General features: G+C 69.0%; 21 protein-coding genes. 5 read left to right on the forward strand and 16 right to left on the reverse strand.

Features of this window, described 5'->3' with window-relative positions:
* Window positions 1–438 (reverse strand): hypothetical protein (locus DM816_RS27190; RefSeq protein ID WP_162907893.1); only part of this gene is annotated, 438 nt, incomplete at its 3' end.
* A gap of 335 nt (window positions 439–773) precedes the next feature.
* On the opposite strand from DM816_RS27190, the gene DM816_RS27195 reads away from it, so the two are divergent.
* A complete protein-coding gene (locus tag DM816_RS27195; RefSeq protein WP_211588875.1) occupies window positions 774–3,413 on the forward strand; it encodes a glycoside hydrolase family 2 TIM barrel-domain containing protein in 2,640 nt (879 codons plus the stop codon).
* Here the strand turns inward: DM816_RS27195 and DM816_RS27200 are convergent.
* The 3 genes from DM816_RS27200 to DM816_RS27210 are packed head-to-tail and all read right to left on the reverse strand — an operon-like array spanning window position 3,398 to window position 5,269.
* Window positions 3,398–4,105 (reverse strand): anti-sigma factor family protein, encoded by a 708-nt coding sequence (locus DM816_RS27200; RefSeq protein WP_117213241.1) that lies wholly within the window; start codon window positions 4,103–4,105, stop codon window positions 3,398–3,400. The two genes, DM816_RS27195 and DM816_RS27200, sit on opposite strands and share 16 nt — an antisense overlap.
* The gene (locus DM816_RS27205; RefSeq protein WP_117213242.1) at window positions 4,102–4,620 is read right to left on the reverse strand and encodes a sigma-70 family RNA polymerase sigma factor; all 519 of its coding nucleotides are present in this window, start codon (window positions 4,618–4,620) and stop codon (window positions 4,102–4,104) included. The genes DM816_RS27200 and DM816_RS27205 overlap by 4 nt, the downstream gene beginning before the upstream one ends.
* Before the next feature lies 1 nt (window position 4,621).
* The gene (locus tag DM816_RS27210; protein ID WP_117213243.1) at window positions 4,622–5,269 is read right to left on the reverse strand and encodes a MerR family transcriptional regulator; all 648 of its coding nucleotides are present in this window, start codon (window positions 5,267–5,269) and stop codon (window positions 4,622–4,624) included.
* A 93-nt stretch (window positions 5,270–5,362) separates the two neighbouring features.
* Here DM816_RS27210 and DM816_RS27215 point away from each other — a divergent pair, with 93 nt between their 5' ends.
* Both DM816_RS27215 and DM816_RS27220 read left to right on the forward strand, forming a co-directional pair.
* A complete protein-coding gene (locus DM816_RS27215; RefSeq protein ID WP_117213259.1) occupies window positions 5,363–6,265 on the forward strand; it encodes a hypothetical protein in 903 nt (300 codons plus the stop codon).
* A complete protein-coding gene (locus DM816_RS27220; protein ID WP_117213244.1) occupies window positions 6,262–6,720 on the forward strand; it encodes an ABA4-like family protein in 459 nt (152 codons plus the stop codon). The genes DM816_RS27215 and DM816_RS27220 overlap by 4 nt, the downstream gene beginning before the upstream one ends.
* Here the strand turns inward: DM816_RS27220 and DM816_RS27225 are convergent.
* The gene (locus DM816_RS27225; protein ID WP_117213258.1) at window positions 6,651–7,847 is read right to left on the reverse strand and encodes an alpha-L-fucosidase; all 1,197 of its coding nucleotides are present in this window, start codon (window positions 7,845–7,847) and stop codon (window positions 6,651–6,653) included. The genes DM816_RS27220 and DM816_RS27225 overlap by 70 nt on opposite strands.
* A 71-nt stretch (window positions 7,848–7,918) precedes the next feature.
* Here DM816_RS27225 and DM816_RS27230 point away from each other — a divergent pair, with 71 nt between their 5' ends.
* Window positions 7,919–8,668: a helix-turn-helix domain-containing protein gene (locus DM816_RS27230; RefSeq protein WP_117213245.1), complete on the forward strand. Its 750-nt coding sequence runs from the start codon at window positions 7,919–7,921 to the stop codon at window positions 8,666–8,668.
* Here the strand turns inward: DM816_RS27230 and DM816_RS27235 are convergent.
* The 4 genes from DM816_RS27235 to DM816_RS27250 all read right to left on the reverse strand — a co-directional run bounded on the left by DM816_RS27235 (window position 8,658) and on the right by DM816_RS27250 (window position 12,660).
* The gene (locus DM816_RS27235) at window positions 8,658–9,980 is read right to left on the reverse strand and encodes an FAD-binding oxidoreductase (RefSeq protein WP_117213246.1); all 1,323 of its coding nucleotides are present in this window, start codon (window positions 9,978–9,980) and stop codon (window positions 8,658–8,660) included. The two genes, DM816_RS27230 and DM816_RS27235, sit on opposite strands and share 11 nt — an antisense overlap.
* A gap of 9 nt (window positions 9,981–9,989) precedes the next feature.
* Entirely contained in the window at window positions 9,990–11,213 is a 1,224-nt protein-coding gene (locus tag DM816_RS27240; RefSeq protein WP_211588876.1) for an MFS transporter, read from the reverse strand.
* 171 nt (window positions 11,214–11,384) lie between these two features.
* Complete coding sequence (locus DM816_RS27245; RefSeq protein ID WP_117213248.1) at window positions 11,385–11,978, reverse strand: MBL fold metallo-hydrolase; 594 nt, start codon at window positions 11,976–11,978, stop codon at window positions 11,385–11,387.
* Window positions 11,979–12,162: 184 nt separating this feature from the next.
* A complete protein-coding gene (locus DM816_RS27250; RefSeq protein ID WP_170318878.1) occupies window positions 12,163–12,660 on the reverse strand; it encodes a DUF456 domain-containing protein in 498 nt (165 codons plus the stop codon).
* Window positions 12,661–12,670: 10 nt separating this feature from the next.
* Here DM816_RS27250 and DM816_RS27255 point away from each other — a divergent pair, with 10 nt between their 5' ends.
* Window positions 12,671–13,735 (forward strand): DUF4037 domain-containing protein, encoded by a 1,065-nt coding sequence (locus DM816_RS27255; RefSeq protein ID WP_117213249.1) that lies wholly within the window; start codon window positions 12,671–12,673, stop codon window positions 13,733–13,735.
* On the opposite strand, the gene DM816_RS27260 is transcribed toward DM816_RS27255, so the two are convergent.
* The 7 genes from DM816_RS27260 to DM816_RS27290 form a co-directional block, all read right to left on the reverse strand.
* Window positions 13,699–14,988: an MFS transporter gene (locus tag DM816_RS27260; protein ID WP_117213250.1), complete on the reverse strand. Its 1,290-nt coding sequence runs from the start codon at window positions 14,986–14,988 to the stop codon at window positions 13,699–13,701. The genes DM816_RS27255 and DM816_RS27260 overlap by 37 nt on opposite strands.
* A gap of 126 nt (window positions 14,989–15,114) precedes the next feature.
* Window positions 15,115–15,465: a hypothetical protein gene (locus DM816_RS27265; RefSeq protein ID WP_117213251.1), complete on the reverse strand. Its 351-nt coding sequence runs from the start codon at window positions 15,463–15,465 to the stop codon at window positions 15,115–15,117.
* Window positions 15,466–16,851 carry a choice-of-anchor P family protein gene (locus tag DM816_RS27270; RefSeq protein WP_162907894.1) on the reverse strand — a complete coding sequence of 462 codons (1,386 nt, stop codon included), beginning with the start codon at window positions 16,849–16,851 and terminating at the stop codon, window positions 15,466–15,468.
* A complete protein-coding gene (locus DM816_RS27275; protein ID WP_117213253.1) occupies window positions 16,848–17,561 on the reverse strand; it encodes an ABC transporter ATP-binding protein in 714 nt (237 codons plus the stop codon). Before DM816_RS27275 ends, DM816_RS27270 begins: the two co-directional genes overlap by 4 nt.
* Complete coding sequence (locus DM816_RS27280) at window positions 17,551–18,408, reverse strand: ABC transporter ATP-binding protein (protein WP_117213254.1); 858 nt, start codon at window positions 18,406–18,408, stop codon at window positions 17,551–17,553. Before DM816_RS27280 ends, DM816_RS27275 begins: the two co-directional genes overlap by 11 nt.
* A gap of 43 nt (window positions 18,409–18,451) precedes the next feature.
* Window positions 18,452–20,329 (reverse strand): branched-chain amino acid ABC transporter permease, encoded by a 1,878-nt coding sequence (locus tag DM816_RS27285; protein ID WP_246002277.1) that lies wholly within the window; start codon window positions 20,327–20,329, stop codon window positions 18,452–18,454.
* Window positions 20,329–21,607: ABC transporter substrate-binding protein (locus DM816_RS27290; protein WP_211588877.1), on the reverse strand; the 1,279-nt coding region annotated here is incomplete at its 5' end. The genes DM816_RS27285 and DM816_RS27290, both read right to left, overlap by 1 nt.

The following is a 21,607-nucleotide window of genomic DNA, read 5'->3' on the forward strand; positions in this document are numbered from 1 at the left end:
CCCGGTGGACGTCACGTTCGTGGTGCCGTTCGCCAAACGGACGACGGTGGTGACGGTGTACGTGACGGTGCTGGTCTTTCCGGTGTTCCAGCGGTACGTGAAGACGTCGGTGGGCAAGCCGGCAGCGACCAGGCAGCTGGCCGTCTCAACGAGGGAGAAGAACCCGATGCCGTCGCTGAACGGTCCGACCGGGCAGTAGTCGTAGTCTTCGACGATGTCGGCCCGGACCGGCTGGAGGTTCAGCGTGAGACCCGGGGTGTATGTCGTGGTCTGCGTTCCGGTGCAGACCAGGTCGGCGGCGGCAGCCGCAGGGTTTGCCGGCACAAGCGCGATGCCCATCGCGGCGGCGGTCAGGACTATCGCGGTTATCGTCTGCAGGCGCCGCCTGCTTCGCGTGGTCGGTGCCGGTTGACCGGCACTTTGCCGCTGCAAAAGCACGTCGCCTCCTCCCATCGTAAGGAAATCAATGATATTGAACGCCTTCGATGTAGAGTATCCCGCCGACCGGCATTGCATTGATGATTACCGATTTAATCCGCTGATTGAGTGACCGCGCCGGCGAAGAAGGCAATGGGTCTCGACGCGCAGGACTGCCGACGGGGGGCGGCAGCCCTGCGCGTAGTTGCGCGGGCAAGTGGATCAGGCTTGCCCGCGCGCTTGGCGAGCCAGGCCAAGCCTTTGAGACGACGCATGCAATGTGGAACCGCAGCTGGGCGGTCACGTTCGAAAACTCTACAACGTTCTGTTGATCGAGTACATGCTAGGTTCGGGGCGTGAAAGCGCTTTCCCTCGGTGAGACCCCCCACGAAACTCCGCAATCCCTGGCCGTACCCGTGGGCGGGCTCCCGCCCCGGGCTCACCTGAACTCCGACGCACCAAGACTCGACCTGTCCGGACCATGGCGGTTCCGCCTGCTGTCCACCGCGGACGGTCCAATCGACTTCGCCCAGCCCGCGTATGACGACAGCGCGTGGGAAGAGCGCGCCATCCCGTCGCACTTCGGCACGCCCGCCTACACCAATGTGCGTTATCCGTTTCCAGTGGAGCCTCCTCACATACCGGATGAGAATCCCACCGCGGACCACAGGCTGACCTTCGATCTTCCGCCCGATTGGCCCCTTGGTGAGCAGGCGGCGCTGCGCTTCGAAGGCGTCGACTCGTCGGCGCGGGTGTGGATCAACGGCGTAGAACTCGGCGTGACCTTCGGCAGCCGGTTGCCGCACGAGTTCGCCGTGGGCCACCTGTTGCAGAGCACGAGCAATGTGCTTGCCGTGCGGGTGCAGCAGTGGTCGGCCGGGTCATACCTGGAGGACCAGGACATGTGGTGGTGGCCCGGCATCTTCCGCGAGGTCGTGCTGATCTCGCGCGATCCGGGCGACGTGCGGGTACGAGCCGGTTACGACCACGTCGCGAGGCGGGGCACGCTTGAGGTGGAGGGCGGCGAGGTGGTCGACGCGCCGGACCTGTCCGCCGTGCTGCCGTGGACGGCCGAGACCCCGCACCTGTACGACGTCGTGGTGCGGCGTGGCCGGGAGCGGGTCACGATAAGGGTGGGCTTCCGCACAGTGTCCATTGAGGACGGTGTGCTCAAGGTGAACGGGCGGCGCATCCTGTTCCGCGGGGTGAACCGGCACGAGTTCGACCCGGACCACGGCCGCGTCATGACCGAGGAGACGATGCGCGCCGATCTCGACCTGATGAAGCGGCACAACGTCAACGCCATTCGCACCAGCCACTACCCTCCGCACCCGCGCTTCCTCGAACTCTGCGACGAGTACGGCTTCTGGGTCATCGACGAGTGTGACTTCGAGACACACGGCTTCGAGTACTTCGGCTGGAAGGGCAACCCGACCGACGACCCGCGCTGGCGCGAGGCCCTGGTTGACCGGGCGACGCGCATGGTCGCGCGGGACCACAACCGCCCGAGCGTCATCATGTGGTCGCTGGGCAATGAGGCGGGCGTGGGCCAGAACCTCGCGCACATGGCGGCCGCCATCCGCGCGCTCGACCCGACCCGGCCGATCCACTACGAGGGCGACCGGTCGTATGCGCACTCCGATGTGCACAGCCGCATGTACGCCCCGCACGCCGAGGTCGAGGAGATCGGCAAGGCGCCCGACGGCAAGCCGTTCATCCTGTGCGAGTATGCCCACGCCATGGGCAACGGCCCTGGCGGGCTCAGTGAATACCAGCGCCTGTTCGAAACGTACGAGCGGTGCCAGGGCGGGTTCGTGTGGGAGTGGATCGACCACGGCATCCGCAAAGGCGACCACTTCGCCTACGGCGGGGATTTCGGCGAGGAGTACCATGACGGCAACTTCGTGTGCGACGGCCTCGTGTTTCCCGACCGGACGCCGTCGCCCGGCCTGCTGGAGTTCAAGAAGGTCATCGAGCCCGTGCGCATCACCGCCGACGGCATCGAAAACCTTTACGACTTCGCGTCGCTGGAGGGGCTGACGCTGCGCTGCGTCTTCGAGGTCGATGGCGTGCCCGTGCACAACGAGACCCGGCCGTGCCCGCCGTTGCTTCCGGGCGAGCGTGCGCCGCTCGACCTTCCCGCGATGACCCAGCCCGGGTGGTGGACGGTCTCGGTGGGCGACATCGCCTGGGGGCAATGGGAAGTCGGGCACACGCAGCCCTTGGAGCCCGCGAAGGCACCGCTGCCGCAAAGCTTTTCGCGGCCACAACTGGACGTGTGGCGAGCGCCGACCGACAACGACCGGCTGGGCCCTGGGCTGGCCGCGCGCTGGCGCGCGGTGGGCCTGCACCGCATGCGCCACCGCATCATCAGCGAGACCCACGGTGACGACGGTTCGCTGACCGTCAAGACCCGCGTGGCCCCGTCGGGGCACGACTTCGGGTTGCTCGCCACCTACCGCTACACGGGCGTCGCAGACGGCGTGCGCCTGGACCTGTCTGTCGAACCGGTGGGAGAGTGGACGGTTCCGTTGCCGCGCTTGGGTTTGCGCTTCGCGCTGCCGTCATCGTTCACCGACGTCGAATGGCTGGGCGGCGGACCGGGCGAGGGTTACGCGGACTCGAAGGCGGCGTGCAGGCTCGGCCGGTACCGGATGACGGTTTTGGAAATGCAGACGCCCTACGTCCTTCCGCAAGAAAACGGGGCTCGCACCGATGTGCGCTGGGCCCTATTGCGCAGCAGCGAAGGCGAGCAGCTCAAGCTCAGCGGATCGCGGCCGTTCATGCTGACGGTCCGGCCGTGGACCACCGAGCAGCTGGACGCCGCGCGGCACACCACCGATCTGGCGCCCGGCGACCACGTCTGGGTGCACGTCGATTTGGCCCAGCATGGGCTGGGGTCGGCCTCGTGCGGGCCCGGTGTTCTTCCGCAATACGAGCTCAACGCCGGGCCGGTCGAGTTTTCCCTCTTCCTGCAGGGCTACGGGATGTCGTAGACCAGCAGGGTGGTGCCGTCCTTCTTCTGCACCTCCAGCCGGAGCAGGTCCTCCATGGGCAGGCGCACGGTGCCGGTGACGGTCACATCGTCGCCGGCACCGGCCGTCCACGAGCTGACCTGTTCCCGCTCGCCGTCGTGGCCGTAGGCGACGAGGAAGAAGGAGTATCGCCTAGAGTGCTCCGGATCCGGCGGATACCAACACTTCATCCGCACCTTGGTGCCCTCGTCCGCCGGGATCACCGCGATCTGGGCGGTCACCGGCACGCCCTCCATCGGCCGCATGGCATGCATCTGCGGGGGCGTCGCGGTCGGGGTGGACGCGGGTGAGCTCGTCGTCACGGGCGGCTGTGTGACGGTGGTGCGGGCCGTGCCGAGCGCCAGCCCGGCGAACACGGCGGCACACGCGGTCAGCACGAGCGCCACGGCGAGGTGGCGGCGCTGCCGGCGGCGCCTGACCGCGACGGTGCTGATGAGCCGGGGCAGCCGCTGCTCGGAAACCTGTGACCCCAACGCCATCGGCACCTCGTCGGGGCTCAGCCGGCCGAGCAGCCCGGGAAGCACGGCGAGGCTCGCCACGGCCTCGCGGCACTGGGCGCAGGTGGCGAGGTGCTTCTCGTAGCGGTCGCGCTCGGCGGGGGACAAGGCGCCCAGCACATATGCGCCGTCGTCGAAGGCGTATTCGCACCTCATCGAATCACCCCCATTTCCGCGAGCACGAGCCGCAGAGACTGCAGCGCGTAGTGCGTGCGCGATTTCACCGTGCCCGGCGGGATCCCCAGTATCGCAGCGGCTTCGGCGATCGACCGTCCCCGGTAGAAGCACTCGACGAGCACGTCGCGGTGCGCGGGCGACAGGCGGGAGAGCGCCTCGGCGATGGTCCACGCCTCCACGGCCCGGTCGGTCTCGTCGAACTGTGGCGGTGGTTCGGGAAGCTCGTCGGTGAACACCTCGCCGACCCGGGCCGTGCGCTTGCGCCACGCGTCAATGGCCAGGTTGCGCGCGATGGTGAACAGCCAGGCGCGCACCGGGCCGTGCTCCGGGCTCATCAGGTGCGGCTGCCGCCAGGCCCGCACCAGCGTCTCCTGGAACAGGTCTTCGGCCTGCTGCCGGTCGCCGTGTGTCAGGCGCAGGGCATGGGTGAACAGCGCCTCGCCATGCTCGGCATGCAGCGCGCGCAGCAGTTCAGCGTCGTCTTCCGTCGTCATCTCACCTACATTCACGCGTTGCCGCGGGCGTCGGTTCACCGTCCCTTCTATACATCTGTGCCGATGCGTTCTCCTGAGCCAATCTACGCAGGCCCGCGATGAGCGCATCGCCAAGTATGGTGCCGACCACCGCGCTATACACGATCTCGTCGGGTTCGCTGTGCCGGGCGAGGACTTCCATGTCGAGCCGGGCGGCGCGGTCGGCGATCTCGGCGTAGCCGTCGATCTGCGCGAGCATGCTGTCCCAGCCGAGCTGGTGCATGGCCGCGATCACGTCGGCCACCGCCCGGCGAGCCGGCGCCTCGGGGCTCACGCTCCAGCCGCGCCGCTCGATGAGCGTCTCGACCTCGCGGTCGCCCTCGGGGCCGGGCTCGGAAGCGATGCTGCCGCGCAGCGCCCGGCCCATCGCGTGGTGCAGGTTGGGCTCGGGAGTGTCCAATTCGGATAGCACGCTTTTGATCGTGGCGATCGGAAGCCGCCCGATTTCGAGGAGCGCGCGCACCAGCCGGAGCCGGCGGATGTGCCCTTCGTCATAGCTGGCCTGGTTGCGGCTGCTGAGCTCGCCGGGTGGGAGCAGCCCTTCGCGCAGGTAGTACTTGATGGTCGGGACCGGTATCCCGCTGCGTCGGCTGAGCTCGGCGATGCGCATCGACAATCCACTCCCCTTTTGACGTCCGGTTATGGATAGTGTAACTTCCCGATAGTAGACAGCATCACTATCCATAGTTTGGGAGTGTCGCTCATGGCTCGCCTGCATCGCCCGCTCATCGTCACCGCGTTCGCGATGACCGGGCTGATCCTCGTCACCCTCGCCGGCCTGGTCTTCGACGATCGCGTGCTGATGGGGGTGCCCATCTGGATCAAGCCGTTGAAGTTCAGCATCTCGATCGTGTTCTACACGGTCACGCTTGCCTGGCTCATCTCCTTGATAAACACGCGGACAGCCCACCGGCTCGGCACGTTCATCTCGGTCGCCCTGTTCGTGGAGATGATGGTGATAGTCGGGCAGGTGGTGCGCGGGCGCATGAGCCACTTCAACGCCGAGACCTCGCTCGACTTCACGCTGTTCATCATCATGGGCACGACCATCCTGCTGGTGTGGGCCGCGACGCTGTGGATCGCCGTGCTGCTGCTCATCCAGCGCGTCGCCGACCGGCCCACCGCGCTCGCGGTGCGGGCGGGCATCTTCATCGCGCTCGCCGGGCTGGCCACCGGGTTCCTGATGACCCAGCCCACGCCGACCCAGCTGGCTGCGCTCCAAAGTGGACAGCGAGTGACCGTCGTCGGCGCGCACGGCGTGGGAGTCGCCGATGGCGGGCCCGGCCTGCCGTTGGTCAACTGGAGCACCGAGGGCGGCGACCTGCGGGTGGCCCACTTCATCGGAATGCATGCGCTGCAAGCGCTTCCGTTGCTCGCGTTGCTGCTGGTGTATGCGTCGCGCCGCTGGGCGCGCTTGCGGGACGAGGGCGTGCGCACGCGGTTGGTCGCGTTCGCGGCGGTCGCGCACGGCGGGCTCACCTTGCTCGTCACCTGGCAGGCGTTGCGGGGCCAGGCGCTCGCCACGCCCGACGCGCTCACGTTGGCCGCGGCCGGCGTCCTCGCGGTGGTCGTGTTGGCCGGAACGGTGTGGGCGGTGAAGGCATGAACACCTTTGACTGGGCGTTCCCCGTCGCGGTCCCGTTTTGGGCCCTGATGATTTTCCTGCCGGGGTGGTCGTGGACGAGGCGGATCATCGGCAGCCCGCTGATGATCCTGCCCTCGCTTGCCGTCTACTTCGTCACCGTCGCGCCGATCCTGCCCGAGTTCGCCGCCGAGATGCTCAGCCCGGATCTGGCCGGCGTGCTCGCACTGCTGAGCACGCCCGCCGGGACGTCACTGGTGTGGGCGCATCTGCTCGCCTTCGACCTGTTCATCGGGCGCTGGATGTACCTCGACAGCCGCGAGCGGGCGATCCACCCGCTCGCGGCGCCCATCCTCGTGCTCACCATCCTGCTGTCGCCGTTTGGCCTGTTGGCCTATCTCATCGTGCGTCAGTTGCGCCCGGTCCCGCGGTACAGGTCCAATGGGCCGTCGAGCTCCACGGTCAGCACGGTGGCATAGTCGTCGAGGGCGTGCGCCGGGGGAGCGTCGATCCACAGCACACCGGGGACCTCGCCGAGGCCCCCGGTCACCCGGTGGCCCAGCTCGATCCCGTTGACGTGGGCCCGGCGCACCTTGTTGCGCACGCCGCGCACCGACACGGTCTCACGCGGCGTGTCGAACAGGATCAGGTTGAGCGTGCTCCGGTCGGCCGACAGCGTGCTCGGCCCGTAGTGGTGACCGTGCGGAAGGCCGGCCACCGTGCCATAGACCGCCTCACTGTGCTTGGCGATCCACGCCCCGAGACCCTCCAAAAGCGACACCTGCTCCGGCGGGATGGTGCCGTCGGCGCGCGGCCCGATGTCGAGCAGCAGGTTGCCGCCCATGCCGATGGTCTCGGCGAAATAGCGCACGATCTGGCGAACGCTCTTGTAATTGGTGTCGCCGTGCCGGTATCCCCAGGATTCGTTAAGGGTCAGGCAGAGTTCCCACGGACCGTCCGGCGCGGTGATGGGCACGCCCTGCTCCGGCGTGGCGTAGTCGCCGTGGCTGAGCATGCGCCCGTTGAACACGACCTCCGGGTTGTGCGCGAGCATGAGCGCGGCGAGCTTGTCCAGGCCCCACTCGGACTCGGGATGCTCCCACTCGCCGTCGAACCACATCAGGTCGGGCTTGTACCGCCGCATGAGCTCGTCCACTTGACCGTCGCGATAGGATAGAAACCCGGGCGCGAGCGGCTGGATCACCTTGACGTAGGGCTCCTCGTGGGAGATCTCGGCGTAGTCCGGCCGCGACCAATCCGAGTGTGAGTAGTAGAAACCCACCTTCAGGCCGTGCTCGCGCAGCGCGTCCGCATACCCGGAGAGCAGATCCTGCCCCACCGACAATCCGTTGGGCCACAACGCCACCCCGTCGTGGTGCCGGGAGGTCAGCACGGCATAGCGCGCGCCAACTCGCGCGAACAACTCCGCCCACTCCCGCGGGTCGTAGTGCTCGGCCGTAAAACCGTTGAGCTGCTTCATGTATTCGTCGTAGGGCACCTCGCCGAGCTGGAAGGCCCACGACTCCAGCGTGCCGTCAACGGCGTAAATTCCCCAATGGATGAAGATCCCGAGTTTGGCTTCGGCGAACCACGGCTGCATAGGCATGGTGCTGACCATAGGACAGCGGGCCCTCAGCGGGGATGGGCCGCGCTCACCACTACTGGTAGTTTTTCACCATGCGTGAGGTCAGGCTGGGGCTCGCCACCCCGCCGGAGGTCGTCAACGCGGGCGTCGGCGTGCACGGCACCGCCTCGCTCGACGACGTGTTCCTGCTGCCCGATCTGTGGCAACTGCATCTTTACGGCTACAGCGCGACCCTCACGGTCGGCGGGGTGGTGCACGACATCCGCCCCGGCAGCGTCAGCCTCATCCCGCCCGGTGCCGAGGTCCGCTTCGACTATCGCGGCAGGTCCGAGCACCTTTACGCGCATCTGCGCCTGCCCAGCGACGGTCCACTGCGGACAGTGCCGCTGATGCAGCGCACCGGCGCGCAGCGGCAGACCCTCACCGACCGCATGCTGCAGGCCGTCTCGGCGCCCAAACCGCAGGCGGCCGCCGAGATCTGGTCGGTGCTCTGGCGAGTCGCGCAGCTGCCGCGGCCCGCCGCGAACCCCGGTCATTCGGCGGTCGCCAAAGCCCTGGCCTATATAGAGAAAAACCTCTTTCAACCGTTGACGGTACCGGGCATAGCCCGCGCGGCAGGCATCTCGCACAACCATCTGACCCGGCTGGTGCGCGCCGAGACCGGCAGCACGGTCGTGGCCTACATCCGGCGCCGGCGCCTGAGCCACGCGGCCCACCTGCTGCGGCACTCCACGCTGTCGATCCCCGCGATCGCGGCGGCAGTGGGAATCCCCGACCTGCAGGCATTCAACAAGGCCTGCCGCCGCGAGCTCGGGGTCAGTCCGCGAGCCTTCAGGGCGTGACGTTGAGGTTGACCCGGAACACGTTGTCGGGGTCGTAGCGCCGCTTCACCTCGCGCAGACGCTCCAATGTGGATGTCGGATAGGCTCGTTCGGGTGCCGCATCCGCCAGGAAGCCCACATAGGCGCCGGTGTCGTTCTGCTGCAACGCCTTGCGGAAGTCGGCGACCCACGCCTCCCGCCGCGGCTTGTCGTCCGCACCGACGTAGAACGTCGCCAGGTTCACCATGATCTTGCTAGCCCGGTGCGCGAACGCGGTCGCGTCGGCGGGCACGCGCGCCATCGCGCCGCCCAGCACGCGCAACTGCGCGGCCCGTAGCGGAGCGTCGGAGTCGTTGAGGTACTTGACAATGGTTTCGGCGACAACGGTGTCCACGCGGTCGACGAACAGGTTGTCGCCGACGGCGGTCGGATGGTAGGAGTCGTCCTCCGGGCCGGCGAACATGTCGACATAACGGCCCGGCTTCAGCCCGTCGACGATCGGCGTGGCCAGCGCGCGGAACGGCGCGAGCACCTGCTCGCCATCGGCGGCCGGCCCGGCGTAGGTCATCAACGCCATCACGACTATCTTGCCGTGGTATTCCTGCGGCACGAAGGGCATCGGCGGCGCACTCATCACCATGACGATGGCCGACAGCTCCTCGGGCGCCGCCTCGCACAGCTCCATGAAGCGGGCCACGACCTCGGCGCTCGCGGGGAGCATCAGCATGCCGCCGACCGTCTCGTCGACCTCGTGCAGCTGGAACTTGAACCGGGTCACCACCCCGAAGTTGCCCCCGCCGCCGCGGATGGCCCAGAACAGGTCCGGGTGCGACTGGTCGTCCACGTGCAGGATCTGCCCGTCGGCGGTGACGACTTCGGCCGCGAGCAGGTTGTCGATGGTCAGGCCGTGCTTGCGCACCAGGAACCCGATGCCGCCCGCGACCGTGATGCCGCCGATGCCCACCGAGCCGGTGTCGCCGAACCCCGTGGCAAGGCCGTGCTCCGCGGCGGCTTTGGTGTATTCGCCGGCGGTCAGGCCGGACCCGGCCCACGCCGTGCGCGCGGCCACGTCGATGTCGAGGCCCTTGAGCGCGCGCACGTCCAGCACGACACCGCCGTCGGTCGAGCCGAAGCCGGGGCTGTGCCCTCCGCTGCGGACCGCGAGTTCGAGCTCGTTCTCGCGGGCGTAGGCGATGACGCGGGCCACATCTTGCGCGTCGGATGGCTGGACTATGAGCGAGGGGCGCAGGTCGAAGCCGCCCGGAAAGATGGTGCGAACGCTGTCGTATTCGGGATGGTCGGGGGTGAAGACCTTGCCGGTGAACCTTTGCATTTGATCATGTTACTCGCCGCGGTAGGCGAGAAACGCCGGCACCGCGAGCGCCAGCAAAACCGTGAGCACGATCACCAGCACGCCACCACCCCAAACCGCCGCAGACGCACCGATCACGGGCGAGGCCACGCCGTGCAGCAGGTCCGCCACGCGCGGCCCACCGGTCACGACAACGGTGTGCACGCCCTGCATGCGCCCGCGCATGTCATCGGTGGCGGCCGCCTGCAGGATGGTGCCCCGGAACACCATCGACACCATGTCGGCCACTCCCGCCAGCGCGAGGAAGGACACACCCACCCAGATCGATGTGCTCAGTCCAAACCCGACGATGGCCACGCCCCACGCGCACACCGACAGCACCACCATCAGCCCGTGCTTGTGAATGTGGGAGAACGTGCCCGACAGCAGCCCGCCCAGCAACGCGCCGATCGGGATGGCCGCGAACAGCAGGCCCAGCGCGAAATCCTCGGGCACGCCCGGATAGGCCGTGTCGGCGAGCTCCGGGAAGAGGGCGCGCGGCAGGCCGAACACCATCGCGATGATGTCGCACAGGAACGCGACCAACAACAGCCTGTGCGTGGCGAGATAGTGGAACCCGGCGAGCACGTCGCGCAGCCCCGCCCGCCGGACCTCCCCGCCCAGCGGGGGCAGCGGCGGCAGCTTCCACACCGCCCACAACACCGCGCTGAGCGCGATCGCGTCGAGCAGGTACAGCGTGGGCAGCCCGAGCACCGGGATGAGCGCGCCCGCAAGCAGTGGCCCGACGATCCAGCCGCCCTGCATCACGGTCGAGTTCAGCGCGACCGCCGCGGGCAGTTCGCTCGCCGGGACGAGCCGCGCCACCGACGCCGATCGCGCGGGCATGTTCATCCCGAACAGCGCCGCCTGCACGGCGACAAGCGCGAGCAGCAGCCAGATGGAGTTGACCGCGAGCGCCGACTGCAGCCAGAACACGATGAGCAGCAAGGCCATCCCGGTGTTGGTGGCCAGCAGCAACTTGCGCCGGTCCACGGTGTCGGCGATCGCGCCGCCCCACAGCGAGAACACGATCAGCGGCACCAGACCGGTCGCGCTCGCGATGCCGACCCACGCCGACGAGCCGGTCAGGTCGTAGATCTGCTTGGGCACCGCGACCTGCGTGAACTGGCTCCCGACCGCCGTGACGATGGTCGATGTCCACAGCCGTCGATACGGCGCGTGGCGAAGCGGCCGCGTGTCCAACAGAATGCGCACGCCAAGAACCCTAGCGGTGAGGTCGGCACCAACCTGTTCGGCTTCGGGCACGCCGAGCTGACCGTAGTGGTGCGCGTGGTGCAGGTTCTTTGACGCCGGTTGCGGTGTCGCGCGGCTGACCCAGCCCGTGGCGGCGGCTCGGATAACCGGGCCGCCGCGAAGCCCCGAGTCTTAGATCGTCGCCGATTCCCCGACCGGGATGCGCGCGTAGTCGGTGTTGCCCTTCATCTCCATCCAACGGTCGAAGTTGCCGTTGCCCAGCTCGCTGAACATCGCGTCATGGATGGGGAACGCCCGTGCCGGTTTCACCGCGCGCACGAACTCAAGCGCCTCACGGAGTTTGAGCCACGGGCCGGACGCGGGGACGAGCAGCGTGCCGACGCGGCTGGCCGGGACGAACACCGAGTCGCCCGGGTGGTAGACCTCGCCTTCGACGATGTAGCCCACGTTGGCGCAACCGGGCAGCCCGTCGATGATCTCGGCGTGCTGGCCGCCCACCACCTCGACCGTGAACCCGGCCGCGGTGAAGGTCTGTCCAACCTCGACGGTGGTCACCTTGCCTTCGAGCATGGGCGCGACCGATGCGGGGGCGAAGATGGGGCCCTCGAACGACGCGAGCTTGTCGACGTCCACGTGGTCGGCGTGCTCGTGGGTCACCAGCACGGCCTGGGCGCCATCGAGGGCCGCGGCCTCAGAGAACGTGCCGGGGTCGATGACCAGCTGGTCCAGCCGCACGCAGGCGTGCCCGTATTTGATCACTCGCATGGGTTCACCCTACGTCAACCCGCACGGCACCCGCCGACCACGCGCGAAGTGCGGCAAACGAGTTCGCCGGGATTGTGCGCGGCCCCGCCAATGGGGACGGCGATGGTCGTCCTGCCGATCCGCGCCGAGCACAGCCCGGTTCCGGCGGCGCGATGCTCGGGCACCCGCCGCGGCATGCCGGAGTTCACGCGAGGAACAGCCCGGCCACCCAGGTAGCGGCGATGCCGAACGCGGACGCGAGCTCGATCAGCATGTGCAGGCCGGCCGCCTTGAGCGCGTGCTTGGTCGACTCCCATGCCGGGCCGGCCTCGCGCAGGCGTGCCTGCTCGGCCAGCCACACGCCCAGCACGAACCCGATGGGCAGGCCGAACAGCGGAAGCACAAAGAAGCCGACGATGCCGAACAGCCCGCCGATGATGAGCGTTCTATTCGGTACCCCGGCCTGCTTCATGCGCTTGCCCGGCCACGCGTATTGCGCCGCGACGCCGACCGCCGCGATGGCGGTGGCCACGCCGAGCACGGCCCAGCGCCCCCAGCCCGCGTCGCCGAAGATGGCCCAGATGAGCACGCCCAGCCAGCAGAACAGCACACCGGGCAGCACGGGCACGATCGTGCCGATGATCCCGGCGGCGATCAGGATGCCGCTGAAAATCGTGACGACGACGCCGACCTCAACGTCCATAATGCTCATCATGTCGTACGCGACGGGAGCCGAGGTCTCCAGGGCGTTCCATCGCGAGGTGGTCGGGCCGCTGCTGGCCCGGCATCGGCCTGGTTTGCGTTACGCCGCGGCGCGGCTGGGCTCCGGCTCGGACGTGCTCGGCTACGACGACGAGACCAGCCGCGACCACGACTGGGGCTGCCGCCTGACGGTTCTGGTCGACGAGCCCGACGCGGACGCGGTGCCCTCGTTGCGGGAGTTGCTGGATCGCGAGCTCCCCGAGACCTTCCTTGACCTGCCCGTGCGCTTCGCCACGTCGTGGGATCAGTCGGGCTCGCATCAGGTACACATCGAAACGGTTATGGGATTTGCGGCGTGGCGCCTCGGCCTTGACGTGCGCGACGGTTTGTCCGTTGTGGACTGGCTCTCGCTGCCCGGCCAGACCATCCTGGAGACGGCCGGCGGCCCCGTCTTCCACGACGAGACCAAGCAGCTGCCCGGTCTGACGGCCTTGTTGGCTCGCTACCCGGACGAGGTCGAGCGATACGTCGTCAGCGCGGGCTGGCGGCGCCTGTCACAGTGGTTCCCGATGGTCGGCCGCACCGCCGAACGAGGCCAGGACGTGCAGTCCCGCCTGCTCACCGCGAAACTGGCCGACGACCTCATGCACCTGGCGTTCGTGCTGTGCCGGCGGTGGCCGCCCTACCGCAAGTGGCGCGAGCGTGCGTTCAGCGAGCTGCCGCTCCCACCGATGCCACTGCGCGAAGCGCTCGCCGCAGACACCTGGCGCGACCGCGAGCAGGCGCTCGCCGAATCGGCCGAAATCCTTGCCGCTCAACAGCGCGCGCTCGGCCTGCCCACCCCCGAGCGGGTCATCGTCCCGTTCTGGGGCCGCCCCTATCGCACGGTGGACGAGTCGTTGGCGGGCCTGCTGCACGACACCATCACCGACCCGGTCCTCAAACAGCTCCCGCTCGGCGTCGGCAACATCGAGCAGTGGGTCGACAACGTGGACGTGCTCTCGCACGCCCCGCGCCGGGCGGCACTCATGTCGATCTATCACGCCTGGCTGACGACCGGTGATCCGGCGCTCTGATCGGCCACGCCTGGTTGGGCCGGTTCGGGCTCGACCTCGCGGGCGCGCAGATTGCGCACGCCCGGCGACAGCAGCGCGGCCAGCCCGGTGAACGCGATGATCGCTGACGCCACGACGAGCGCGGGCTTCGGGCCCACCGCGATCGCGACCGGCCCGGCGAGCATGAGCCCGATCGGGCCGAACATCAGCGAGCCCAGCGCGTCATAGGAGCTCACCCGCGACAGCGACTCCGCGGGGATCTCGCGCTGCATCGTGGTCTGCCACAGGACCCCGAAAATGTCGAAGCAGATGCCCTGGACGACCGCGCCCGCCACGACCATCCACAGTGGAGCGCCGACGCCGATCAGCAGATAGGGCGCGCTCATCGGGATCGTCGTGAACGTGGCGACCAGGATCGGGCGCTTGGGCCGGATGCGCATCGAGAACACGACGCCCACGAGCGTGCCCACCGAGAACCCGGCCAGCACCGCCGACCAGGCCGCCGCGCCGCCCAGCTCTTGCTGCGCCACGACCGGCCCGAGCACGCCGTGCGCCGCCTGGAAGGCCATGACGAGCACCGAGAACTGCAGCACCACGACCCACAGCCATTCGCGGGAGGCGAACTCGCGCCAGCCCTGACGCAGGTCGGCGAGCACCGAGTGGCCCCGCGAACCCGTGCCGAACGTGCCGCCCAGCGAGCCGATGGTCAGCGCGCCGCACGCGTAAAGCACCCCGCCGATCAGCAGCGCCCACGCTCCACCCACGAGCGCCACGAGCGCGCCTGCCGCGACGATCCCGAAAATCCGGGCCGTGTTGCCGGCGAAGCCGATGAGCGCGTTGGCGGGCTGGAGTTTGTCGGCCGGCACCACCTCCGGGATGATCCCGGTCATGGCGGGGAAGGCGACCGCCGACGCCGTGCCCAGCAGCACGCAGGCGGCCGCGAGCGCGGGCAGCGGGGTCCAGCCGGTGAACATCATTGTGGCGATGGCCGTCAGCGAGAACGCGACCAACAGGTCGGCCAGCATGATGACCCGGTTGCGCGGGAACCGGTCGGCGATCACCCCGCCGGCCAGGAGGAACAGCACCATCGGGATGGCCTCGGCGGCCAGGACCACCGACAGGGTCTTGGCGGTCGCGCCGGGCAGGTCGAGCACCCCGAACGCCAGCGCGACGGGCGTGAACGCTCCCCCGAGGAACACGATCGTGCGCGCGGTCAGCAACAGGGCGAACCGGCGCTCGCGCAGCAGCGCCAGGTCGCGACGGAAGCTTTTCACCCGATGACCCTAGCTCGAACCCGATCGCGCCGCCGGACCATTTTCGAGCAGCACCGATCCGCCGTCTCCGACGCGTGGGCCGGCAAAGTCGCTCGGGGGGCCGCGGTGCAGCCACCGCACAGCCGATCAGCGGGCACGGGGGATGGCGATGGTGTGCCTCATCTCTCGTGTGGCCGGTACCTCCTCACCGTCCACACTGTCCTCATTGGACAACTGGTCGAGCAGGCGTTGCGTGAGCTCGTTTTGCTGGCGCTGCAACTGAACGATGCGCGCCAGCCACGAGCTGAAGAAGACCAGCGCGCCGGTGAACGTCAGGCCGAGCCCGAACAGGCCGCCCGACACGAGGTAGGGGATCTGCTCGAAGACGTAACCCGTGCGGGCCGTGCCGTACCACCCGATCGCGATCGCGATGAGCCCGAGCACCATGAAGAAGGCGCCGACAAGCGTCATGATCTGCTGGAACCGCTGCTCCCGCATCTACCGCTCCCTAAGATTTGGTACGCCACCGGCCGCACCGAGGTCGCATCCGCCCGCGCCGAACAGCCCGCCGACGAACCCGCGCAGCCCGTAGGCCGCGCCCGCGGCGAACAGCACGCCCAGCGCGATCACATACCACGGCACGCCCGGGAAGATGGGCCATCCGCTGGAGGCCACCTGCGTGGGCGGGGCCTCGGAGGTGCCGGTGCCGCCGTCGCCCGTGCCGCCCGTCGATCCGCCGCCATCGCCCGGCGAGCCTGACCCGCCCGTCCCGGAGTCGGTGGGCGGCAACGGCTCCGGCTCATATGCTGGCGACGCGGTCGCGTCGGCCGACGCCGAACCCATGATGAACACGAACTTGGGTGCGAGGTTGAGCCACGGCGTCAGCTGGTTTCTGGCCTCGGCCGGCAGCAGCCCGAGCAACGGGTCGAGCAGCAAGGAGAGCCCCAGCTTGGTGCGCAGCACGGCCGTGTCGAGCGTGATGGTCAGCCCCTGCCCGCTCACCTTGCCCGTGGCGCCGTCGTTTTTGGCGTCCACCTTGGGCGGCGCGATGCTGAACCCGTAGCCGGCCAGCCGCTTGGTCAGCTCGGCCGGAAGCGCGGGCGCGGGCACGGCTCCCGCCGGTGACGTGATGCCCTTTTCGTTGGCCTCGAACGTCTGTCCGGCCACCGTGATGGACTTCCACACCACCTTGGCGGTCGACGTGCCGGTCTTGCCGTCGCTGCTCGCGCTCGACTCGGCGCGCAGCCCGTGCAGCTTGATGATGCCGCCCAGCAGGCTCAGCGTGCCGGCCGTGGAGTATGCGGTCGCGCTCGCCTTGTCGGCGGTGACCTCGGTGCGGCTGCGCGAGGCCACGCCCTCCATCGCGATCAGCGAGGTGGGGATGGGCAGGCCCGGCGCGGGGATCGGCAGCGGCAGGCCGGGCAGCGCCGGGAGCGCGGGGGTCGAGTGGCTCGCCATCGTGCTGCTCGCCTCGACCACCTTCTCGTCGGCGTGGGACTTCATGCCCGTGCCCGTTGCGGGCACCGGCTCCTGCACCGCGTCCTTCGGTCCGCCCGGATGCGCCGCGTCCACCTTGACCGGGTAGTGCCCGTCGGGGTTCTTCAACAGCTCGGGCAGGCCGTATCCGACCACGTCGCCGGGCCAAAGGAAGCTCGAAACCGCCCGCCCGGTGGGCCCGGCCTCCGCCTTGGCCCGCGAATAGGACAGGCTCAGCTCCAGCTGCGGCTCGGCCGGGATCGGGATGACCGGATCGATGATGTGCAGCGAGATCGGAGCGGCCTGCGCGGTCAGCGAGTAACCGCCCAACTCCGCCGCCGCGGAGCCGGCCTGCACCGGCGGGATCGCAAGCGTACCAACAAGAAAGACGGCAGCAGCGGTTCTCACGCTGCACCTCCCAGGTAGAGGGTGGACAGTTCGTCGGCGACGTCGTCGGGCTTGCCGTATGCCACCACGCGCCCGTGCACGAGCACGGCCGCGCGGTGGGCCACCGCCAGGGCGGCGTCGGCGAACTGCTCGACGACCAGGATGCTGACACCCGTGGCGGCGAGTGCGGCGATGATGTCGTAAAGCTCTTGCACGATAAGCGGAGCCAGCCCCATCGACAGCTCGTCCACGAGCAGGACGGCGGGCTCCGTGGACAGCGCGCGGGCCATGGCGAGCATCTGCTGCTCGCCGCCCGACAGCGACCCGGCCAGCTGGCCGGCGCGCTGCCGCAGCCGCGGGAAGCGCTCGAAGGCGATCTGGAGGATCCGCTCGGCCGGCGCGCCCGCGTAGGAGGCCAGCCGCAGGTTTTCGGTCACGGTGAGGTTGGGGAAGACCGAGCGCCCCTCGGGGATGGTGCACAGCCCGGCGCGGGCCATGGCGTCGGCCGAGACTTCGTTGACGTGCGACCCTCCGATGTGGACGTGGCCCCTGGTCGCCTTCATCTGTCCACTCGCGACCTTCAGCAGGGTGGTCTTGCCCGCGCCGTTGGGCCCGAGCAGCGCCACCACCTCGCCCACCGGCACGGCCAGGTCGACGCCGTGCAGCACCTCGATCCGCCCATATGCCGCGTGCACGTCGATGAGTTCGAGAATCGGCTGCCTACGCTTCATCGCGCCGCGTCTCCTCACCGTGCGCCGGGTTGATCCACGCCCCACCGAAATCGTCGGGCAACGGCTCGCCGAGGTCAGCAGCCGGCGGCTCGTCGAAGTCGGACCCTGGTTCTTCGGAGCGGCCCAGATAGGCCCGCTGCACGTTTTCGTCGGCGCGGATCTCGGCGGGCGTGCCCGTCGCGATCACCCGGCCGAAGTCGAGCACGTGGATGCGGTCGCAGACGCGCATGATGAGGTCCATGTCGTGCTCGACGATCAGCACGGCCCGGCCCTCGGCGACAATGTCGCGCAGCAGCTCGCCGAACGACTCGGTCTCGGCGGCGGACAGGCCCGACGACGGCTCGTCGAGCAGCAGCAGCCGCGGGTGCAGGGCGAGCGCGCGGGCCAGCTCCAGCAGGCGGGCGATGCCCGTGGGCACCGTGTCGGCCGGCGCCTGCGCGTAGGCCTCCAGCCCCACCACCTCGATGAGGTGCCGCGCCACGTCGGCCGGGCGCTTGTGCCCGCGGATCTCGGCCGCCACCAACACGTTTTCCCATACGCTCAGTGACCCGAACGCCTCCAGCCGCTGGAACGTGCGCGCGATCCCGAGCCGCGCCCGCTCGTGCGTCGCCTTGCCGGTGATGTCGCCGTCGGCGAACCACACCGTGCCCGCGGTCGGCCGCTGCAGCCCGCAGATCACGTTGAACAGCGTGGTCTTGCCCGCGCCGTTGGGCCCGATGAGCCCGGTGACCTCGCCCTCGTGCACCTCCAGCGTGGCCTCGCGCACGGCCGTCACCCCGCCGAACCGCACGGTCACGTCGCCCACTTCGAGCAGCGGCCGTTTGTCGTCGACGTAGGCCCGCGTCATGACGCTGCCCCCACGCCGCGCGCTGTCTCGCACAAGCGGGCGCTCATGACGCGGCCTCGCCGCGCGAGGCCCGGCCGAGCCGGACCGACGGGAAGCTCGACGGTGGTCGCCACCGCCCGAGCGCGAACAGCCGGCTGGCCAGCCCGTTGGGGTCGCGCCCGAGCCCGACCGACGCCACGCCGATGACGAGGAACGCCAGCCCGCCCACGGCCGGGACCTCGCTGGCGAGCACCGGCAGCAGCATCAGCAGCATGCCGCCCAGCAGCGATCCGGTGACCGATGTGACGCCGGCGACGACCGCGAGCAGCAGCAGCGGCAGGCTGTTGAACAGCTGGAAGTCGGTCGCGGCCACGGTCTGGCGCAGCCCGCCGAACAGCCCGCCGGCGAACCCGGCGATGCCGGCCGACAGCGCGAAGATGCGCACCCGGGTCCACCGCAGGTTCAACCCGAGCGTGGCGCATCCGGCCGGACTGTCACGCATCGCAATGAGATATCGCCCGTAGCGGCTGCGGCGTAACGCGAGCACGCCAAGACCCACGCCGACGAACGCGACCGCCGTGAGGATCAGGTAGTGGCTTTGCGCGTCGAGCCCGAGGATCCGCGGCACCGCGAGGCTGCCGTTGAACCCGAACGCGAAGCTCGCCTGGAACACCAGCTTGTCCATGAGCAGCCCGAAGGCCAATGTGGACAGTGCAAGATAGAGCCCCTGCAACCGCAACGCGGGCAACGCGACCAGGGCACCGACCAATGCCGCGGCGCCCGCAGCCGCCAGCAGGGCCAATGGCGAGGCCGTGCCCAGCCGGGCCACCGTGATCGCGCCCACCCCGACGAAGGTCAGCTGCGCGAGCGAAACATAACCCCCATAACCCGTCAGCGGTACCAGAGAGAGCATCACGATGCCGTAGATGAACCCGAGCGAGAGCCGATCGCTGGTGGTGCCCGGAAGCGCATATGCGGCGACGGCGGCGGCACCGATGGCCAGCGCACCAAAACCCAACGCCCGCAACAGACCCGGCACCGGCACCCCCCGGATGCCTCTGATCTGCCCCACGCGCAGCTGTGCCTGCGGCGCCAGCAGCAGCGCCGCGAAAAGGAACAGGGCCGGGATGGCCGCACGCAGCCCGCTCAATGCCCCGGTGGTCGGCAGGTAGCCCACCGCATAGGACTGGGACAGCCCCAGCAGCAGCGCCCCCACAAATGTCCAAGGCAGACTGAGCAGGCGCCCCGCGACGGCCGCCGCGTACGCGCTCATGACCAGAAGGGTAAGGTCGTGGTACGACAATCCCACCACGGGCGTGAGCAAGATGCCCGCGAGCGCGGCCAACGCGGCCCCGATGCCCCAACTCATAGCGGAAAGCATCGATGTCCGGGCTCCGTACAGCGCAAGCAGCCCGCGGTTGTCGACGGCGGCCCGCATCGCAATGCCGACCCGGGTGAACGTCAGCAGCCCGTAAAGCGCAGCCGCCGCGACGATGGCGGCCGCAATCGTGATCAGATCGTGCACCGACACGACCGCGCCACCGAGCTTGAGGTCGCTGCCCGCGAAGAACGGCGGCACGGTCCGCGCGGTCGACGGCCAGATCGCCTGCGCCACACCGATCAGCATGACCAGCAGCCCAACGGTCACGACCAGCGTCGCCCCCACAGGCGCATCGGCCAGCTGCCGCATCATGATGCGCTCGACGACCGCGCCCAAGACCGGTGCCACCACCCCGACCACGAGCAGCAGCGTGAGCCACACTGGCAGACCCTGATTGACCGACAGCTCCCAGTAGAGGAAGGCCATCACCATGCCGATCGCGCCGTGCGCGACGTTGAACACCCGCGAGGTGCTGTAGGTGAGCACGAGCCCGCCCGCCGCCACCGCGTATCCGGCCCCGGTCACGAGTCCGAGGATCGTCAGCGCCAGGAATCCGCCCACTACGCGCCCACTCCCGTGTCCATCAGCGACCCGCACGTGAAGCCCGACCCCGGCGATTCACGGGTCCACTTGCCCCCGCCCAGCCGGATGAAGGCCCAGCATTGGGACGTCCGTTTGCCGCCGACGTCCTGTTTGGAGAACAGCCCATTGGCCGTGTAGTCATGCACGCCCCGAATGGCATCAAGCAATGCCTTGCGCGTCAACTGGGGCCCGATCTTCGCGGCGAGTTCGACGAACAGCTTGGCCGCGCCCCACGCGAACATCCCGAAGTAGTCGGGGGTCGCACCGGGGGCCACGCGGGCCAGCCATGACCGGTAGAGCTTCATTTCCGCGTTGTTGGCGCCCTCCTCCAGCAGTGCGGTGTTGATGAACACCGAGATGCCGTCGGCCGCGGCTCCCGCCTGCTTGACGAAGTTCACGTCATAGGCGACCGGGTCCATCACGAATGCGTCGGGCTTGTACCCCTGTTGCTTCATGGCCTGCAACAGCCGTGCCGCGTGCTGGCCCGAGCCGAGCCACTGCACATACCGCACTCCGCGATCCTTGAGCTGCACGACATAGGGCGCGTAGTTGAAGTCGGCGATGTCGATGGCCTGCTCGTAGACCCACGTGAACCCGCGGCTGCTGAACGCCTTCATGAAGCTCTGCACGTTCTGCTTGGTCACCTCGGCGTTCAGATACAGATAGGCCGCCTTCGGAGCCGCATCCGGATACTTGTTCTTGAAGTAGTCCGCCACCGCCGTCGATTGGAAATTGATCCTATTTGAATTAGCCCCAAACGCATTCGGCACCTTCTGCCGCTGAATGGTCACGCCCGCCGCCCGCAGGTCCGGGATGCCGCACCCGTTCACCGCCGCGGCACCGCCCTGGTCATAGGCGGACATCGAGCCCACCATCGCGAAGGCCTGCGAGCACGCCTGCTGTGCGCCCTCCTGGTCGCCTCGGCTGTCGGTACGCGAGTCGAGACTCATCAACTCCAGCTGGCGCCCACAGACCCCGCCGGTCGCGTTGACGTACGCGACGTAGGCCTTGGTCGCCTGCTGCGCCGCCTGGAACAGTCCCTGCACGGGCCCGCTGATGTCGGATACGTTCGCGATCTTGATGGTCTTGTCGGTCACGCCGGTATCCGTGGCTCCGCCAGTGCCCTGGCATTTGCGCGTGTCCGGGGGCGCACCACCGCCACCGCCGCCTCCGCCGCCGGCCGCGCCAGGGTCGGCGCCGGGCGTGCCGGTATCGCCTCCCGTCCCGCCGCCACCGGTCTGGGAGCCCGACCCCCCG

The organism is Allorhizocola rhizosphaerae (genome assembly GCF_003426775.1).
Classification (GTDB): domain Bacteria; phylum Actinomycetota; class Actinomycetes; order Mycobacteriales; family Micromonosporaceae; genus Allorhizocola; species Allorhizocola rhizosphaerae.

Coding starts and splice junctions, on each gene's coding strand:
- DM816_RS27245 (WP_117213248.1), bottom strand. CDS start 11,978: ATGCGAGTGATCAAATACGGGCACGCCTGCGTGCGGCTGGACCAGCTG.
- DM816_RS27200 (WP_117213241.1), bottom strand. CDS start 4,105: ATGAGGTGCGAATACGCCTTCGACGACGGCGCATATGTGCTGGGCGCC.
- DM816_RS27280 (WP_117213254.1), bottom strand. CDS start 18,408: ATGACGCGGGCCTACGTCGACGACAAACGGCCGCTGCTCGAAGTGGGC.
- DM816_RS27220 (WP_117213244.1), top strand. CDS start 6,262: ATGAACACCTTTGACTGGGCGTTCCCCGTCGCGGTCCCGTTTTGGGCC.
- DM816_RS27255 (WP_117213249.1), top strand. CDS start 12,671: ATGTCGTACGCGACGGGAGCCGAGGTCTCCAGGGCGTTCCATCGCGAG.
- DM816_RS27215 (WP_117213259.1), top strand. CDS start 5,363: ATGGCTCGCCTGCATCGCCCGCTCATCGTCACCGCGTTCGCGATGACC.
- DM816_RS27250 (WP_170318878.1), bottom strand. CDS start 12,660: ATGGACGTTGAGGTCGGCGTCGTCGTCACGATTTTCAGCGGCATCCTG.
- DM816_RS27275 (WP_117213253.1), bottom strand. CDS start 17,561: ATGAAGCGTAGGCAGCCGATTCTCGAACTCATCGACGTGCACGCGGCA.
- DM816_RS27265 (WP_117213251.1), bottom strand. CDS start 15,465: ATGCGGGAGCAGCGGTTCCAGCAGATCATGACGCTTGTCGGCGCCTTC.
- DM816_RS27205 (WP_117213242.1), bottom strand. CDS start 4,620: ATGACGACGGAAGACGACGCTGAACTGCTGCGCGCGCTGCATGCCGAG.
- DM816_RS27235 (WP_117213246.1), bottom strand. CDS start 9,980: ATGCAAAGGTTCACCGGCAAGGTCTTCACCCCCGACCATCCCGAATAC.
- DM816_RS27225 (WP_117213258.1), bottom strand. CDS start 7,847: ATGCCTATGCAGCCGTGGTTCGCCGAAGCCAAACTCGGGATCTTCATC.
- DM816_RS27210 (WP_117213243.1), bottom strand. CDS start 5,269: ATGCGCATCGCCGAGCTCAGCCGACGCAGCGGGATACCGGTCCCGACC.
- DM816_RS27230 (WP_117213245.1), top strand. CDS start 7,919: ATGCGTGAGGTCAGGCTGGGGCTCGCCACCCCGCCGGAGGTCGTCAAC.